General features: G+C 43.0%; 12 protein-coding genes. 8 read left to right on the top strand and 4 right to left on the bottom strand.

The window, feature by feature from the left end; genetic code table 11:
- Nucleotides 1-6 precede the first annotated feature (6 nt).
- Entirely contained in the window at nt 7-2,049 is a 2,043-nt protein-coding gene (locus tag AC6CHU_RS05785; RefSeq protein WP_159862874.1) for a molybdopterin oxidoreductase family protein, read from the bottom strand.
- 194 nt (nt 2,050-2,243) lie between these two features.
- Here AC6CHU_RS05785 and AC6CHU_RS05780 point away from each other — a divergent pair, with 194 nt between their 5' ends.
- The 4 genes from AC6CHU_RS05780 to AC6CHU_RS05765 all read left to right on the top strand — a co-directional run bounded on the left by AC6CHU_RS05780 (nt 2,244) and on the right by AC6CHU_RS05765 (nt 6,653).
- The gene (locus AC6CHU_RS05780) at nt 2,244-2,924 is read left to right on the top strand and encodes a response regulator (RefSeq protein ID WP_159862875.1); all 681 of its coding nucleotides are present in this window, start codon (nt 2,244-2,246) and stop codon (nt 2,922-2,924) included.
- 127 nt (nt 2,925-3,051) lie between these two features.
- Complete coding sequence (locus AC6CHU_RS05775) at nt 3,052-4,548, top strand: BglG family transcription antiterminator (protein ID WP_159862876.1); 1,497 nt, start codon at nt 3,052-3,054, stop codon at nt 4,546-4,548.
- 143 nt (nt 4,549-4,691) lie between these two features.
- On the top strand, nt 4,692-5,459 hold the full coding sequence (locus tag AC6CHU_RS05770; RefSeq protein ID WP_159862877.1) for a hypothetical protein: 768 nt from the start codon (nt 4,692-4,694) through the stop codon (nt 5,457-5,459).
- Nucleotides 5,460-5,591: 132 nt separating this feature from the next.
- The gene (locus AC6CHU_RS05765) at nt 5,592-6,653 is read left to right on the top strand and encodes an SDR family oxidoreductase (protein WP_159862878.1); all 1,062 of its coding nucleotides are present in this window, start codon (nt 5,592-5,594) and stop codon (nt 6,651-6,653) included.
- A gap of 38 nt (nt 6,654-6,691) precedes the next feature.
- Here the strand turns inward: AC6CHU_RS05765 and AC6CHU_RS05760 are convergent, their stop codons facing one another.
- On the bottom strand, nt 6,692-7,780 hold the full coding sequence (locus tag AC6CHU_RS05760) for an aromatic acid exporter family protein (protein WP_159862879.1): 1,089 nt from the start codon (nt 7,778-7,780) through the stop codon (nt 6,692-6,694).
- 196 nt (nt 7,781-7,976) lie between these two features.
- On the opposite strand from AC6CHU_RS05760, the gene AC6CHU_RS05755 reads away from it, so the two are divergent.
- Both AC6CHU_RS05755 and AC6CHU_RS05750 read left to right on the top strand, forming a co-directional pair.
- Nucleotides 7,977-8,492, top strand: coding sequence for a YbaK/EbsC family protein (locus AC6CHU_RS05755; protein WP_159862880.1), 516 nt, complete (start codon nt 7,977-7,979; stop codon nt 8,490-8,492).
- A 75-nt stretch (nt 8,493-8,567) separates the two neighbouring features.
- The gene (locus AC6CHU_RS05750) at nt 8,568-9,746 is read left to right on the top strand and encodes a M20 family metallopeptidase (RefSeq protein ID WP_159862881.1); all 1,179 of its coding nucleotides are present in this window, start codon (nt 8,568-8,570) and stop codon (nt 9,744-9,746) included.
- A gap of 46 nt (nt 9,747-9,792) precedes the next feature.
- Here AC6CHU_RS05750 and AC6CHU_RS05745 read toward each other — a convergent pair whose 3' ends face one another.
- Nucleotides 9,793-10,002 carry a methionine aminopeptidase gene (locus AC6CHU_RS05745; RefSeq protein ID WP_159862882.1) on the bottom strand — a complete coding sequence of 70 codons (210 nt, stop codon included), beginning with the start codon at nt 10,000-10,002 and terminating at the stop codon, nt 9,793-9,795.
- Between the two features lie 323 nt (nt 10,003-10,325).
- Nucleotides 10,326-11,216, bottom strand: coding sequence for a LysR family transcriptional regulator (locus AC6CHU_RS05740; protein WP_159862883.1), 891 nt, complete (start codon nt 11,214-11,216; stop codon nt 10,326-10,328).
- A gap of 197 nt (nt 11,217-11,413) precedes the next feature.
- Here AC6CHU_RS05740 and AC6CHU_RS05735 point away from each other — a divergent pair, with 197 nt between their 5' ends.
- Complete coding sequence (locus AC6CHU_RS05735; RefSeq protein WP_159863032.1) at nt 11,414-13,222, top strand: assimilatory sulfite reductase (NADPH) flavoprotein subunit; 1,809 nt, start codon at nt 11,414-11,416, stop codon at nt 13,220-13,222.
- Between the two features lie 24 nt (nt 13,223-13,246).
- The gene (gene cysI / locus AC6CHU_RS05730) at nt 13,247-14,968 is read left to right on the top strand and encodes an assimilatory sulfite reductase (NADPH) hemoprotein subunit (protein WP_159862884.1); all 1,722 of its coding nucleotides are present in this window, start codon (nt 13,247-13,249) and stop codon (nt 14,966-14,968) included.
- Nucleotides 14,969-15,167 lie beyond the last annotated feature (199 nt).

Genomic DNA, 15,167 nt, shown 5'->3' with positions numbered 1-15,167 from the left:
CTATTTTTAACTGATTTTTGAAACATTCACCCGACCTGAAAAGAACACGGCACCGCCGCCCATATCGGAAAGCCGGTCGGAGGTCAGTGAATTGACGAGATATTTGCTTCCGGGGATATCTGCCCATATTCCCTGTGAAACTACTGTACCAGGAAGGACAAGCTCTCCAACTGCCGCTTTCAATTCACATTCCCCGCGCTCATTCCAAATGCGGACGATATCTCCATCCTCGATTCCGGCATCCTTCGCATCCTTGCTATTCAAGTGAAGACGGGGCTCTTTCTCCATGCCTGCATGTTTTTCATTATTTGAAAAGGTTGAATTCAAAAAGTTATGATTGGGTGCAGGAACAAATAGAAACGGGAAATTGCCGTCTTCCTTCAGCGGTATATAGGTAGGCAGAGGAGGATAACCGTCATCTTTCATTCTCTGCGAATATAATTCAATTTTTCCGCTTGGCGTCGGCAGCCTGCCGGGAAACAGCGGTTTTACCGCAGCCTTGATAAACTTGTCTCGCTTCAGGGATTCAGCATTGATCTCCTCAATGAAGGGGTTAGCCGGAAAATTTAATGCGGCATCCATCATTTCTTCTTCCGTTTCATAAAATACGTCATCATGAAAGCCCATCCCTTCTGCAAGAAGCCGAAACACTTCGACATTTGACTTTGATTCACCGTATGGTTCAATGACTGGCTCTTGAATCTGCATATAGTGATGCCAATAGGATGAATAAATGTCCTTATTCTCAAATGAGGAAGCGGCCGGAAGCACAATGTCAGCATATTTGGCCGTTTCGGTTAAGAACAGATCATGCACGACAAGGAACAAATCCTTTCTTTGCAGCCCTTTCCTGACTTTATTCCCTTCCGGTGCAACAACAGCAGGGTTGGTTCCATACACATACATAGATTTAATCGGCTGGTCCTGTTCAAGCAGTGCAGAACTGATCCGGTTCATATTAATAGTTAGTGTATTCTTCTTTTGCAGGAGATCAGGCCTTTGCAGGGCTCCGGTGTTAAAAGCCAGATACCCGGAGTTTCCCTTGATGGCACCGCCGCCCTTTAAGAGCCATTGTCCTGTTAGGGCAGGAAGACATGAAATGGTGCGGATGCACATTCCTCCATTGTCATGATGCTGCGGCCCGTTGCCGATCCGGATAAAAGCTGGGGAAGTCTCTCCGTACATACGGGCTAATTTGATAATGTCCTCTTTTGGGACACCTGTTAAACGTGTTGCTGTTTCAGGGTCATACTCCTTCACATGTTCACGAAGTGCCTCATGGCCAACAGTAAACTCCTTCAGAAACGCCTCATCCACTAAATTTTCCGCAAACAGGACATGCATAATGCTAAGTGCAAGAGCAGTGTCTGTGCCGGGTGTAATGGGGATAAACCAGTCGGCCATTTTCCCCGTCTGGTTTTTATGAACGTCAATAACCACGATTTTTGCACCGTTTTTTCTTGCCGTTTGAGCAAGAATCATTTGATGCATGTTCGTGCTGACTGCATTAATGCCCCATAGAATAATGAGCTTTGAATGGATGGTATCTTCTGGATCAATTCCAAAGCTTCCTCCCATGGTGTACGAATATCCTGCTGTACCGGCAGATTGGCAAATGGTTCTGTCAAGCTGGGCTGCTCCGAGTTTATGGAAGAAACGGCGGTCCATACCTTCAGCGTTTAATCTGCCCATGTTTCCATAGAAGCTGTATGGCAGAATGCTTTCAGGCCCATTTTCAGCAATTAGCTCCTTCCATTTGGAGGTAATCGTGTCTATGGCTTCTTTCCACCCAATTCGTACAAAATGACCTTCACCTTTGGTGCCGGCACGTTTCATAGGATATTTAAGGCGATTTCTGTCATATATCCTTGAAGGCATGTTGCGGACCTTATTGCAAATATTCCCCTGTGTGACGGGATGATTGGGATCCCCTTCAATTTTTACGATTTTTCCATCTTTTTTATGTACCAGAAGGCCGCATTGATCCGGACAATCCAGGGAGCAAACAGATGGAAAAACTCCATTTAAGGTACTGCTGTAAGAGTTCATAACCAAAATACCCCTTCCTCTAAGTAATTTGATCATACCATAAAATTCAGATTATTTGATTGATGTCCAGGAGGAGCATGGGGATTTCTAATATGAAACATCAGACCTCATATTTGGAACTTTGCCTTGAAAAAACTTTTGTAAAATTGGTTCTATAGATTTTTTAGTTCAGAAAAAACTGAGCAGGTGAATAGATGGTAATGAAAATAGCGATAATAGATGATCATAAGCTTTACAGAGAAGGCATCAAACGAATTCTGGAAATGGAAGAGGGCATTGAAGTAGTTGCCGAAGGGGAAGATGGCCGTGATGCTCTTAAAATTGATAAAGCTTTTAAGCCGGATGTAATGATTATGGATATCGATATGCCTAATATGAATGGCATCAAGGCTACGGATAAGCTGAATGAGAACAAAACGAAAAGCAAGGTCATTATTTTATCTTTTTATGATGATGAAAATTATGTCACCCGGGTTCTGCAGAACGGCGCCGCCGGATACCTAATCAAAGATATTGGTGCTAAAGGGCTGGTCGAGGCAGTCAGGGTTGTTGCGGAAGGCGGCAGTTATCTGGATCCGAAGGTTACGAAAAATATCATTAAGGAATATAGAAGGCTGACAGAATTTAATTCAGCCAGCAATCATGTTTCAAGTCAAAGCTATCAGCGGCCGCTCCATATATTGACAAGGCGCGAATGTGAGGTGCTGCAGCTTCTGGCGGACGGGAATAGCAATACTGATATCAGCAAGGTGCTTTTTATTAGCGATAAAACGGTAAAAAACCATGTCAGCAGCATTTTAAGAAAGATTAAGGTCAATGATCGGACACAGGCCGTACTCAAGGCGATTAAAAGAGGCTGGGTCAATATCGGATAGATTTCACTATTGTACTGTTTTTTAAAGGCATGTTCACCGGAGCATGTCTTTTTGTGCTTGGGGATGAGTAAGTCTCGGCAGTAAAAGAAATGATAAATTGGAAGAGCCTGAAAAGATAGGTGATAATATGAACAGGTTTTATAAACGCTACTCAGATTTAATTTTTCATTTGCTCAGTGAAAATAAGTGGATCAGCTTAGCACAGCTGGCAGAACGAACAGGCTTTTCCAAAAGCACGATATGGCGTGATCTGGAATTCCTGGAGACGATTCTGCCGGAGAATTGGAAGCTGGAAAAGCATGAGACCTTGGGTATTAAGCTAAAAAAGCCTGAAAGCGGCACACTGGAAACAATCTTAAGTGAAATTCGAAAAAAAAATACGTATTTTCATACGTTAAAGCTGATTTTAAAGAGCGATGGAATTGACATTGCCCAAATTTCCAATAAAGTCCATATTAGCCGTTCGACAGCATACCGCCACATCGAGAAGCTGCAGGAAGTGCTAAAGGAATCACAGCTTGCCTTAACTCCAAGTCCTTTCAAAGTAGTTGGGGATGAAAGAATTATCAGGCGTTTTCTTATGCAATACTTAGATTTGATGAGTTTTAGCCCTGAAGCTGAGCAGGAATGGCTGCATTCCGGGGGGTTTCAGCAGGATTTACTGGAAGTAACATCAGAACACTCTATTACATTGCGGACAGGAGCCATTCAACGACTCAAAATGGTTATATATATATCAAATCTGCGTATATCTATGGGATATTTTGCAGCGTTTCCAATAGCTTTCCTGAATGTATATAAAGATAGTAAATTTTTTCTCGCTGCTAAAGACTTAATGCATTATATCGCTAAAGAAAAGATTCCGTCCAGGGAGACACAGCTTCAGGAGATTCTGTTCTTTGCTGTATATTTAATGAGCGAGGAAAGGCCTACGAATCGGGCCAAGCATCTGCGGTATCTGCGAAGGAGAAGGATAGGCGAAAAAGAACATCCTTTTTCTGTCTGCTTAGAACGCCTTTCAGACATAGCCGGCTTCAATCTGACAGATGATGATATCTTTTTATTTCACATTTACCAGACCTTTAAAAGGATTCATCTTGGGAATGAATTTAATACTGAAACACTGCAAAGCTCAATGCTTCAGCATCTGCCGTATTATGAGACAAACCCGCTTTTTCAAACATTAGAAAAACTGGTAGCCGAGACATTCTCGAAAATCCCTCTTGTTTTTAGTAAATTGAATGTACTTGAGATTTTTACTCTTTTCCAGGCTGCTATCCTGCGAAGGAAAAATAAGCATGTCATACAGGCTGCACTGGTATGCCGGACATACTATGAAAAAGATTATATCAGGGAAGTATTAAAATATCATTTTGGACACCAGCTTGCCATATCAACCCTTGATTCATCAAGTGTTGATTTAATTTCAGAGTATGAGGAGTTTGATTTAGTCATTTCTACTGAGCTCAATCAGTCATCTAAGCTGATAGGACACCTGCCGGCCATTAATGTTTCTGCCTTTCCGACAGGGTCAGAGCTTATGGAAATCAGGCAATTCATTCATGACCATTTCTTTGAACAAATCGGGCTGGATAAAGAAATGATCTATCCTTTTGAAAAATAAGCAGGAAAAGAAGACGCCTTCAAAGCTGAAGGCGTTTTTTATTTATTTTCTGAAACATGTTGATTTTGATAATCATTATCAATTAAAATAAAATAAATGATAATCTTACACAAACATAGGTTATATTTTAAGGAGGCGTGGATTTGAATAAAAGCCCTCAAGTATCCGTACGCACTATGACTGACCAGAATTTAACGGACTTTATTCGGTGTCCTTATAGATTTTATTACACACATATCGAAAAGAAAAAGCATCCTCTTGGCTGGCGTCAGGCCATTCAGCATATTATCAATAAAGTCGTTTCATCCTATTTTCAGCTGCCGCAAAGCCATCGGACACCTGCAAATGTTATGATGCTGATCGATCAATATTGGAGAAGGCTCCAGCTGCGCATGTTTGACTCCCACCTCCAATATTATATGGCTGCAGCTGCAGTAACAGATGGGTTAATGAGAAACTTAAGCAGTGAATCGGAAATAGCTCAGCCGCTGTTTTTGTATGAAAAGTTTAAAATGAATCTTAAAGAGCTGAATGCAGATCTCTCATTAACTTTTGATGTCGCGGAATGGCAGCAGGATACTTTTATAGTGAAGAAATTCCTGGTGGATGCTGACGAGCAAATGCTTGAGCTTTATAGTCATCTAACAGTGGTTTTTTCAGAAAGGGTATTTGGAATAAGGCCGGCCAGAATTGAAGTTGTGACATTAATGGATGATGAGAGGCACGTATTCATTCCAAGTAAAGATAGCCTTGAAGCGGGATTAAACTATTTGCAGATGATGAAGACGCTTCTCGAAGACACAAACAAGTTTTCGGAATTGTACAATATGAATGAGTGTCCAGCCTGTCCTTTTCAGGATGTCTGTGACAGGGACGGAAAGATTGAGGGAAAACACAAATACTTATCCTAAAAGGCGCCTGGGAAAACCAGGCGCTTCTGCTGTTAATGAATTGATTTAGGGTGAATGTATTTCCATTGCTTTTAATTGGATTTCCCGCTAAAGTTTTTAGAAGGATGTAAGTAGAAAGGCTGTGAATCTTTTTTGAGAATACTTATTACAGGTGCAAACGGATTTTTAGGGAAAAAGCTCTCACTCAAGCTTTTGGAACAGGGGCATGAACTTTATTTATTAGTCAGAAGCAGAAAGCGGCTGGATGCCTTCATGCAAGGCGAAGCACGCGGCTTTTCCAGGAAGATTCATATATTGGAAGGCGATGTTACAGAAGAGCATCTTGGATTGAATAGAAAATTAGTGGATTCATTAAAAGGAAAGATAAATGCCTTTTACCATGGTGCAGCCCTTCTGTCATTTGATGAAAAAGATCGGGATAAGACTTTTGAAGTGAATGTGGGAGGCACAGAGAATGTTCTAAAGCTTGCTTTGGTAATAAATTGCCCAAAGGTTTTATATATCAGTACCGCCTATACGGTCGGTACAGAGGTCTCGGGTGCGGAGGCTCTATACTCAACGGAAAGGAAGTTTGTGAATCCCTACGAAGCTTCCAAATGCGAGGCAGAACACCTCGTTTATACTTTTCGGGATAAATTGGATATTGTTATTCTCCGTCCAGGGATTATCATTGGTGATTCCAGGTCAGGTGAAGCTGATACAAACTTCGGCTTATATGGTTTTCTAAAAGGCATCAAGATCTTAAAAAAAAGGGCGATGCGGAAACAGGACGGCCGAACCTGCAGAATCTATCTGGATCCTGAAGTGGCCCAGAACTTTGTACCGGTGAATTATGTTATAGATACTCTGAATGCTGCCTTGATTCATGGAGTGAATGGCGGTATTTACAATATTACAAATCCTAACCCGCCTTTACAGTCAGATATATATGAAATAGTAAAAGAGGTATTGGGTTTTTCGCAATTGGAGATGTGTGTCCCTGAATCCTCTGCAGAAATGTCTATTGAGGAAAAGACCTTTCATGAATCAATGAGCATTTTCCATAGTTATTTTCAGCGGACCATTTATTTTCCATCAGACAATACGGAAAAGCTGCTTGCAGCTGCAGGGGTTCCCATGCTGCAGATGGATCGAGAGGTATTAACGAGAATAATAGCAGGATATTTGCTTAATAAAACGAGTGTATCTTCTTAGTGGAAAAAGACCGGGATATGAATTCCCGGTCTTTATTTTTATTCACCCTCCCCCTGTTTCCAGGGGGTTTTTAAAATCCTTCGGTTTTTGACTTCCATCGTTTGAATTTGATTCAATTCCTCAATTAGGTCATGAATGGATAGAATCTCGTATAGAATAGCTGTTTCTGGCTGAACATGGTGGTGTGTGCGAGGTTTTAAACCGGCCCCGGGGTTCTGCTGTTTTTGCTCAAAAAACCACTGTGTTACTTCGCTGATTTTTTTATAATGACTATCTGTAATCAGGAAGTCCGGTTCATATAGTCTGTTTTTTAAATCCTCAAGAACTGATGCGGCAAGATTTTTCCTTTCCGACTCCATGTCTGGCCTTCCAGGCGGCAAAAAAACCAGGTTTCCAATGTGATAGGAGATTTGCTTTAAAATCGTCAGTTTTTTATATTCATAATGAAATTCACGCATATCTTCACGGCTGAATCGGTGAAACCTATATTCAGATTTTTGATAATGGCATAAAGTTTCGGTTTTATCGATATCTTTAATAAGGCTCTGGAAATCAGCACGGGCAGTGCCATTTGATTCCAGCATATTAAAAACCTCATGGCCTCTTTTAAATAATATGTCGCCCGATCGCCGGTAGAGGGCCTGGATATTTTTCATAATTGATTTTGAGTAATCGGGCGGCATGACCAATAAATTAACAGCTGTAGACACAACTATACCAGTCGAAGTAGTTCCCAGTCTGATGAAAAAAGAGGACAGATAATGGTCCTGGACGGTAGATATCATTGCAACACCCGTCAAGGTTGCGACAAGCATCCCATCTTGAAGCTTAAGCTTATGGCAGGCAATGATTGTCGCGAGCGACACTGAGGCATAACTATACGGACTGTCTCCAAAAATGAATGTAAATAAAACAGCAAAGCCCGCTCCAATAGCTGCGGCTGGAAATCTTACATATGCTTTCCGGATGGAGTCTGCAACAGTTGGCTCAATCGTAACGATTGCCGTAATTACTGCAAACATGGCCGGCCATTTCAGCATATGGCATATAAAGGCTGTTATAAAAACAGCCAGCCCGGTTTTGGCAATTCTTCCTCCAATAAATGTATATGGAATAGTCTGTTTCATAAAAAAACCTTCTTTAAACCTCTGGCTTTGAATTTATTAATATCTTAGTGCAACTCATCAATAAGAGCAAATGCAAATCTTCTGATAAAAAAGAATATCCCGGTGACATAATCAGATAGTATGTTAAAATAGACAACTATAAAGTGTAGATAATGAATATATATAAGAGTTTAACAAAGGGGAAGGGTGAGATTAAGTGTCAATTGAAAGTGTGAAAGCCCATTTTAAGAAATGGGATCGGGAACAGGATGTAATGGAGTTTGATTCTTCAAGCGCAACTGTAAAAGAGGCTGCTGAAACAATCGGTGTCAGCACTGCGCAAATTGCCAAGACTCTTTCCTTCAAAGGTGATGAGGATGAAGCAATCCTGGTAGTGGCAGCCGGTGACGCGAAAATTGATAACAAAAAATTCCGGAAAACGTTCGGTTTCAAAGCACGCATGCTTTCATCCGAGGAAGTTCTTGAACAGACTGGGCATGCGGTAGGCGGAGTTTGCCCATTTGGATTGAAGAATGACCTGGATATCTATCTGGATGAATCTATGAAAAGATTCGAAACCCTTTTCCCTGCGTGCGGTAGCAGCAATTCTGCCATTGAACTTACACCTGCTGAAATTAATACATATTCAGATGCAAAAGCCTGGGTGGATGTCTGCAAGGACTGGGAGGATGCACTGATCGTTGATCGTCCTCTTGAAAAAATTACGAAATAGGCAGTTTATCATAAAAAAATGTTGTATTATTATACTGGTGAATGAATAAATAGATTGCAGATTAGGAGAACGAATATGGGAAAGAATTTGATTATTAAAAAAATCGATGAACTTCAAAATGAGTTTAATAGAATCAGCACCTACATTGGCGAGAACCCTGAACTGGGACACGAAGAGTATAAGGCATGCAAAGTATTGACAGATGAGCTGAAAAAGCATGGTTTTGCCGTGGAAATTGGCACTTGCGGTTTGCCGACTGCTTTCACGGCAACTTATGACAGCGGGAAAGAAGGGCCAGTAATCGGTTATATGTCTGAGTACGATGCATTGCCTGAAGTCGGGCATGCATGCGGCCATAATCTTATTGGGACAATGGGAATTGCTGCCGGAATAGGTCTGAGTAAAGTGATTCATGAAATAGGAGGGAAAGTCATCGTCTTTGGAACGCCTGCAGAGGAGACAAAGGGCGGCAAGGTGACCATGGCTGAAGCGGGTATTTTTGACGTTTTGGATGCAGCGATTATGGTTCATCCCCTTGACAATTATGTGAAGAGCGGAACATCACTGGCGATGGATGCAATCCAGTTTGAGTTTTTTGGAAAGTCAGCGCATGCCGCTGCCAGCCCGCATTTGGGAATTAATGCGCTGGATGCTGTTCTGCAGACGTTCAACAGCATAAATGCTCTGCGCCAGCATATCAAGCCAGATGCCAGGATTCATGGAATTATCACAGAAGGGGGCAAAGCGGCTAACGTTGTCCCAGATTATGCTGTTGCACAATTCTATGTTCGTTCTGCGAAACGTGAATATGTAAATGAATTAGTAGAAAAGGTCAAGAAATGTGCTGAAGGGGCTGCTCTGCAGACTGGCGCTGAAATGAAATGGTCGTTTTATGAATTTTCTTATGATGATATGGTTACGAACAGCCCTTTATCGGAAGCGTTCAATAAAGAACTGATTTCCCTCGGTGTAAGTGAGGAGGAAATAATGGAGCAGAAGGATGGCTCAGGTTCTCTTGATATGGGAAATGTCAGTCAGGCAGCCCCCTCCATTCATCCTTATATTAAAATCTGCAATGAGGCATATGCCTGCCATACACATGAATTCCGCGAAGCTGCCATGAGTGATCAGGCCAGAGAAGCCATGATCCTCGGAGCCAAAGCAATGGCACTCACAGGGTATGAAGTGTTAACAAACAAGGAGCTTCTCCAAAAGATTAAAGCAGAATTTGAGTCAAGCCGGGCATTTGCTTAAGTGCCAAAATAAGGCCATGATCCTTAAATGGATCATGGCCTTTTTATTAGGATAAACTCTCCCATTCTGAATACAATCCGGTTCCATTACAGCCCTGGCAGTCAAATTGATTAGCATGATAAGCGAATTCATTCCCTGGATAGAGTGAAAAACCCCTGCCGTAACAGTCTGGACACTTATTTTCTTCCTTCATGCGATTAACATGGTTTTGATATCTCATTTCGCGCCATTCATTAAAGGCATTCAATAATCCCATCTTTTTCACCTCAGCCAATTTTTCCTTATTTTGAATAAATTGGGCAGATTTTATACACCTCTACACAATAATATATGCATAAAATAGGACTAGTGTGAAAAAAGCTTGTCTTATTTTTAGGTTTTTTTCCAAGGATTTTTGTCTTTTGTTTATGTTTTCAACTCGCTTCAGGCACATAGAGAACCGGCTGGGAGGACTGAGCCTCCCGCGGGACATTTAATAAGCTTCCTCGAATGAACATCGCACGAAGAGAATGCGTTAGCATTTTCGGCGATGGAGTGCACACAGCGAAGATCAGCTCAGCAAATTAATCTAGGTTAATATTATTTTTTTTTCCATTTTTCGCTAAGGGCTTCGATAAAAATGCTGACATTCCTTTTGTCCTGCATAATGGGGGAAAGTACATAGGAAAGAGTGCGTTTGAATTCGTGATTTTTCACCTTTATAATCGACAGATTGTTTTGTTTTACGTCCCTTGCCACCACACTCCCGGAAAGAATGCTCATTCCCAGCCCGTTAATGAGTGTTTCTTTTATCCCCTGGTTGCTGCTGATCGTCAGGAGAGATTTCACCTTAAGACCATTTGATCTGACCACATGGTTAAAATACTCCCTGGTTCCTGACCCATTTTCCCTCATAATCCATGCCTGATCCTGCAGATCAGCAATGGTTGCTTCTTCTTTTTGTGCCAGTGGATGCTGTGTGGAGGTTACAATAAATAATTCATCTTCTAAAAAGGGAGTAACTATTAGCTCTTTTTCATTTGTCTGGCCCTCGATTAAGCCGATATCGACATGATGGGAGCGGGTGGATTGAACAACTTCCTCCGTGTTGGCAATCGTAACATGAAGATTCAGTTCGGGATATTCATTCTGCAGGTCAAGCAGAAGGGAAGGAAGGACATATTCCCCTATCGTGAAGCTGGCCGCAATTTTCAGATCCCCTTTAATGGAATGCTGCTGATCTAAAATTTCCTGCCGGGTTTGCTCATAGATGGTAATCATCTGCTTGGCCCGGTCATATAATATTTCACCGCTGGGCGTAATCTTCAAGTATTTTGGAGAACGCTGAAAGAGCTTTGTCTGAAATTCCTTCTCCAGATTTTTGATATGAAGGCTGACACTGGGCTGTGACATGAGCAGGAGCTCGGCCGTTTTCGTAAAATTTTTTACTTCAGCCAAGGTGACGAATGTTTTTAACGCATCATAATGCAAAAATATCACCCTTTTTATAATTAATAATATTAATAGTTATGATAATTAATATTTATTTTACTAATGCTAAATCATTAGGTAAAGTATTAGATATATATTTTTTACTTATAAACCCGACTTTTTTTATAGGAAAAGAAGAATTTTAAAGAAATAAGAATAAACCAGCCTATTTCAGCTGGTTTGCGAGGTGGATCATGTTGCAACTTCAGGTAATGAACAGTCCGTTTAACCAGGAGCAGACAGAGCTCCTAAATCGTCTACTCCCAACTCTGACGGAGACTCAAACCCTCTGGCTGAGCGGGTATCTTGCCGCTGTACAGTCTTCATCATTGCAGGCTGCACCGGCAGTAGAGGAACGTCCAGCACCGGCAGCGATGCCGTCCATTCCAAAAGAAGTGACCATTTTATTTGGATCACAGACCGGGAATGCGCAAAATCTGGCAAAAAAAGCCGGGAAAACGCTCGAGGAAAAAGGCTTTCAAGTAACGGTCTCAAGCATGAGCGACTTTAAGCCTAATAATCTTAAAAAGGTTAAAAACCTGTTAATTGTCGTCAGTACGCATGGTGAGGGAGATCCTCCTGATAACGCGCTGACATTCCATGAATTCGTTCATGGAAAAAGAGCCCCGAAACTGGAGGACTTCAGGTTCTCTGTTCTGGCACTTGGAGACAGTTCTTATGAATTCTTCTGTCAGACTGGGAAGGATTTTGATAAGCGATTGGAAGAGCTTGGCGGAACAAGAATTACGCCAAGGGTAGACTGCGACCTTGATTTCGACGAGCCTGCAGCCCAATGGGCGGAAGCTGTTTTATCCGGTTTGAGCGAAGGGGGAAGCAGCAGTCTGTCTCCTTCAGCAGCGTCAGTATCAGCTGCTGCACCAGCCGAAACAGTTTATTCCCGTTCTAACCCATTCAGGGCAGAAGTGCTCGAGAATATTAATCTCAATGGCCGCGGCTCCAATAAAGAAACACGCCATCTTGAGATTTCACTGGAAGGTTCAGGGCTGACGTATCAGCCTGGTGACAGTCTTGGAGTATATCCGGAAAACGATCCGGAATTGGTTGATCTCCTTTTAACTGAAATGAACTGGGATCCTGAGGAAACAGTCAGAGTGAAAGAAGCAACAGTAACATTAAAAGAAGCGCTTATGGCACACTTTGAGCTTACTGTCCTGACCAAGCCGCTAGTGGAAAAGGCTGCAAAGTTCTCCGGAAATGAAGAGCTTCATCAGCTTGTCTCAGACAGCACTCAACTGAAATCCTATATTGATGGGCGCGATTTAATTGATTTAGTGCGTGATTTTAAGCCATGGAACAGCACGGCACAGGAGTTTATCTCTATTTTGAGGAAAATGCCTGCACGTCTTTATTCCATCTCGAGCAGCTTTGAAGCGAATCCGGATGAAGTTCATTTAACAATCGGTGCTGTCCGCTATGATGCCCATGGCCGTGAACGCAAGGGGGTCTGCTCGATTCTTTGTGCAGAACGCCTACAGCCTGGTGATACACTGCCAGTGTTTATTCAGCAGAATGAAAACTTCAAACTGCCTGAAAATCCAGACACACCTATTATCATGGTCGGTCCGGGAACCGGAATTGCACCGTTCCGCTCATTTATGCAGGAGCGTGAAGAAAGCGGCGCGGAAGGGAAGTCCTGGCTGTTCTTCGGCGACCAGCATTTCGTGACGGATTTCCTTTATCAGACTGAATGGCAGAAGTGGCTTAAGGATGGAGTGTTATCCAAGATGGACGTCGCTTTTTCCCGTGACGGTGATGAGAAGATTTATGTTCAGCATAGAATGAAGGAAAACAGCAGGGAGCTATTCCAGTGGCTCGAGGAAGGTGCAGCTGTTTACATCTGCGGCGATGAGAAAAACATGGCGCATGATGTCCATAACACACTCATTGATATTATTGAAAAAGAAGGCGTAATGAGCCGCGAACAGGCTGCGGAATATCTGGCCGATATGCAGAAAAATAAACGCTACCAGCGCGATGTATATTGATTTGGAAGGAAGGAGTTTTACAGCATGGTAAACCCAAACTTAAAAGCACCGGATGGCCCTCCAAGTGATGTTGAGGGAATTAAGGAGCGAAGCAACTATTTGCGCGGAACGCTGGCGGAAGTTATGCAGGACAGGATCAGCGCCGGTATTCCCGATGATGATAATAGATTAATGAAGCACCATGGGAGCTATCTGCAGGATGACAGGGATCTGCGGAATGAACGTCAGAAACAAAAGCTTGAACCAGCTTATCAGTTTATGCTCCGCCTTAGGCTTCCCGGAGGGGTCGCAACCCCCGAGCAATGGCTGGTTGTGGATGACCTGGCTGAGAAGTATGGCAACGGCACACTGAAATTAACTACACGCCAGACCTTTCAGATGCATGGAATCCTGAAATGGAATATGAAAAAGACTATTCAGGCTATCCATTCGACAATGCTTGATACAATCGCGGCATGCGGAGATGTGAACCGGAATGTCATGTGCATCTCCAATCCCGATCAATCGGAAATACATGAGGAAGTGTATGAGCTGGCGAAGATGCTGAGTGATGATCTCCTGCCGCGCACACGTGCCTATCATGAAATCTGGCTGGATGAAGAAAAAGTAGCCGGCTCTCCTGATGTTGATGAAGAAATTGAGCCGATGTATGGCCCGCTATATTTGCCGCGGAAATTTAAGATTGGGATCGCTGTGCCGCCTTCAAATGATATTGATGTCTTTTCACAGGATCTCGGCTTTATTGCAGTCGTGGAAGATGGCAAGCTGACTGGCTTTAACGTAGCTATCGGCGGCGGAATGGGGTTCTCTCATGGAGATAAGGCAACCTATCCGCAGCTTTCAAAGGTTATTGGCTTTGTGCCGCCAGATAAAATCTATGAAGTGGCTGAAAAGGTTATTACGATTCAGCGCGATTACGGTAACCGCTCTGTCCGGAAAAATGCACGTTTTAAATATACAGTTGACCGCCTTGGGCTGGAGACTGTGATTGAAGAGCTGCAAAGCCGCTTAGGCTGGAAACTGGAGGAAGCCCGCGGATTCAAGTTTGATTCCAATGGTGACCGCTATGGATGGGTTAAGGGCATCCGCGGAAAATGGCATTTTACCATGTTCATAGAAGGAGGCCGTGTGGCTGACTATGAAGATTATAAGCTGAAAACAGCATTGCGGGAGATTGCCAAAGTTCATAAAGGTGATTTCAGGCTGACGGCCAACCAGAACCTGATTATCGGAAGTGTAGCTGATGAGGATAAGGCAGAGATTGAGTCGCTTATTGAAAAATATGGTCTAACAGACGGAAGCCGCTACAGTGCACTCCGCCGCGGATCCATGGCCTGTGTTGCCCTGCCGACCTGCGGATTGGCAATGGCTGAGGCTGAACGGTATCTGCCTGGATTGATCGATAAAATTGATGAAATCGCCGATGAGGCGGGCTTGAGGAATGAAGAAATCACGATCCGCATGACCGGCTGCCCGAATGGCTGCGCGCGACATGCGCTCGGCGAAATCGGCTTTATCGGCAAGGCAGTCGGCAAGTACAATATGTATCTCGGGGCAGCCTTTGACGGAAGCCGCCTTAGCAAAATGTACCGCGAAAATATCGGGGAAGAAGAAATCTTGAACGAGCTGCGCGTCATCCTGCCGCGCTACGCCCGCGAACGTCTGGACGGCGAGCATTTTGGCGACTTCGTGATCCGTACGGGACTTATTGAAGCTACTACGGATGGAACTAATTTTCATGATTGATTGAGTTTGAGGAAAGACGGGGCTGGTGCCCTGTCTTTTTTTCTTGGTGTGCGAGTGAACGCACAGAAATAATTTTATCCGCACATATTATGGGCTTATGCGCACACAAATTTGGTTATCCGCACACAAATATCTTCTATCCGCACATAAACCCACTTTTGGGGCGTTTTTCAAAGAGAGTTGTAATAGATTTTTTAGT

The organism is Cytobacillus sp. GQ23, assembly GCF_059758675.1.
This window is presented reverse-complemented; position numbering and strand designations above follow the sequence as displayed.

Bases quoted from the DNA above. Each gene is read 5' to 3' on its own strand.
- AC6CHU_RS05785 (WP_159862874.1), bottom strand. From the start codon at position 2,049: ATGAACTCTTACAGCAGTACCTTAAATGGAGTTTTTCCATCTGTTTGC.
- AC6CHU_RS05780 (WP_159862875.1), top strand. From the start codon at position 2,244: ATGGTAATGAAAATAGCGATAATAGATGATCATAAGCTTTACAGAGAA.
- AC6CHU_RS05775 (WP_159862876.1), top strand. From the start codon at position 3,052: ATGAACAGGTTTTATAAACGCTACTCAGATTTAATTTTTCATTTGCTC.
- AC6CHU_RS05760 (WP_159862879.1), bottom strand. From the start codon at position 7,780: ATGAAACAGACTATTCCATATACATTTATTGGAGGAAGAATTGCCAAA.
- AC6CHU_RS05750 (WP_159862881.1), top strand. From the start codon at position 8,568: ATGGGAAAGAATTTGATTATTAAAAAAATCGATGAACTTCAAAATGAG.
- AC6CHU_RS05745 (WP_159862882.1), bottom strand. From the start codon at position 10,002: ATGGGATTATTGAATGCCTTTAATGAATGGCGCGAAATGAGATATCAA.
- cysI (WP_159862884.1), top strand. From the start codon at position 13,247: ATGGTAAACCCAAACTTAAAAGCACCGGATGGCCCTCCAAGTGATGTT.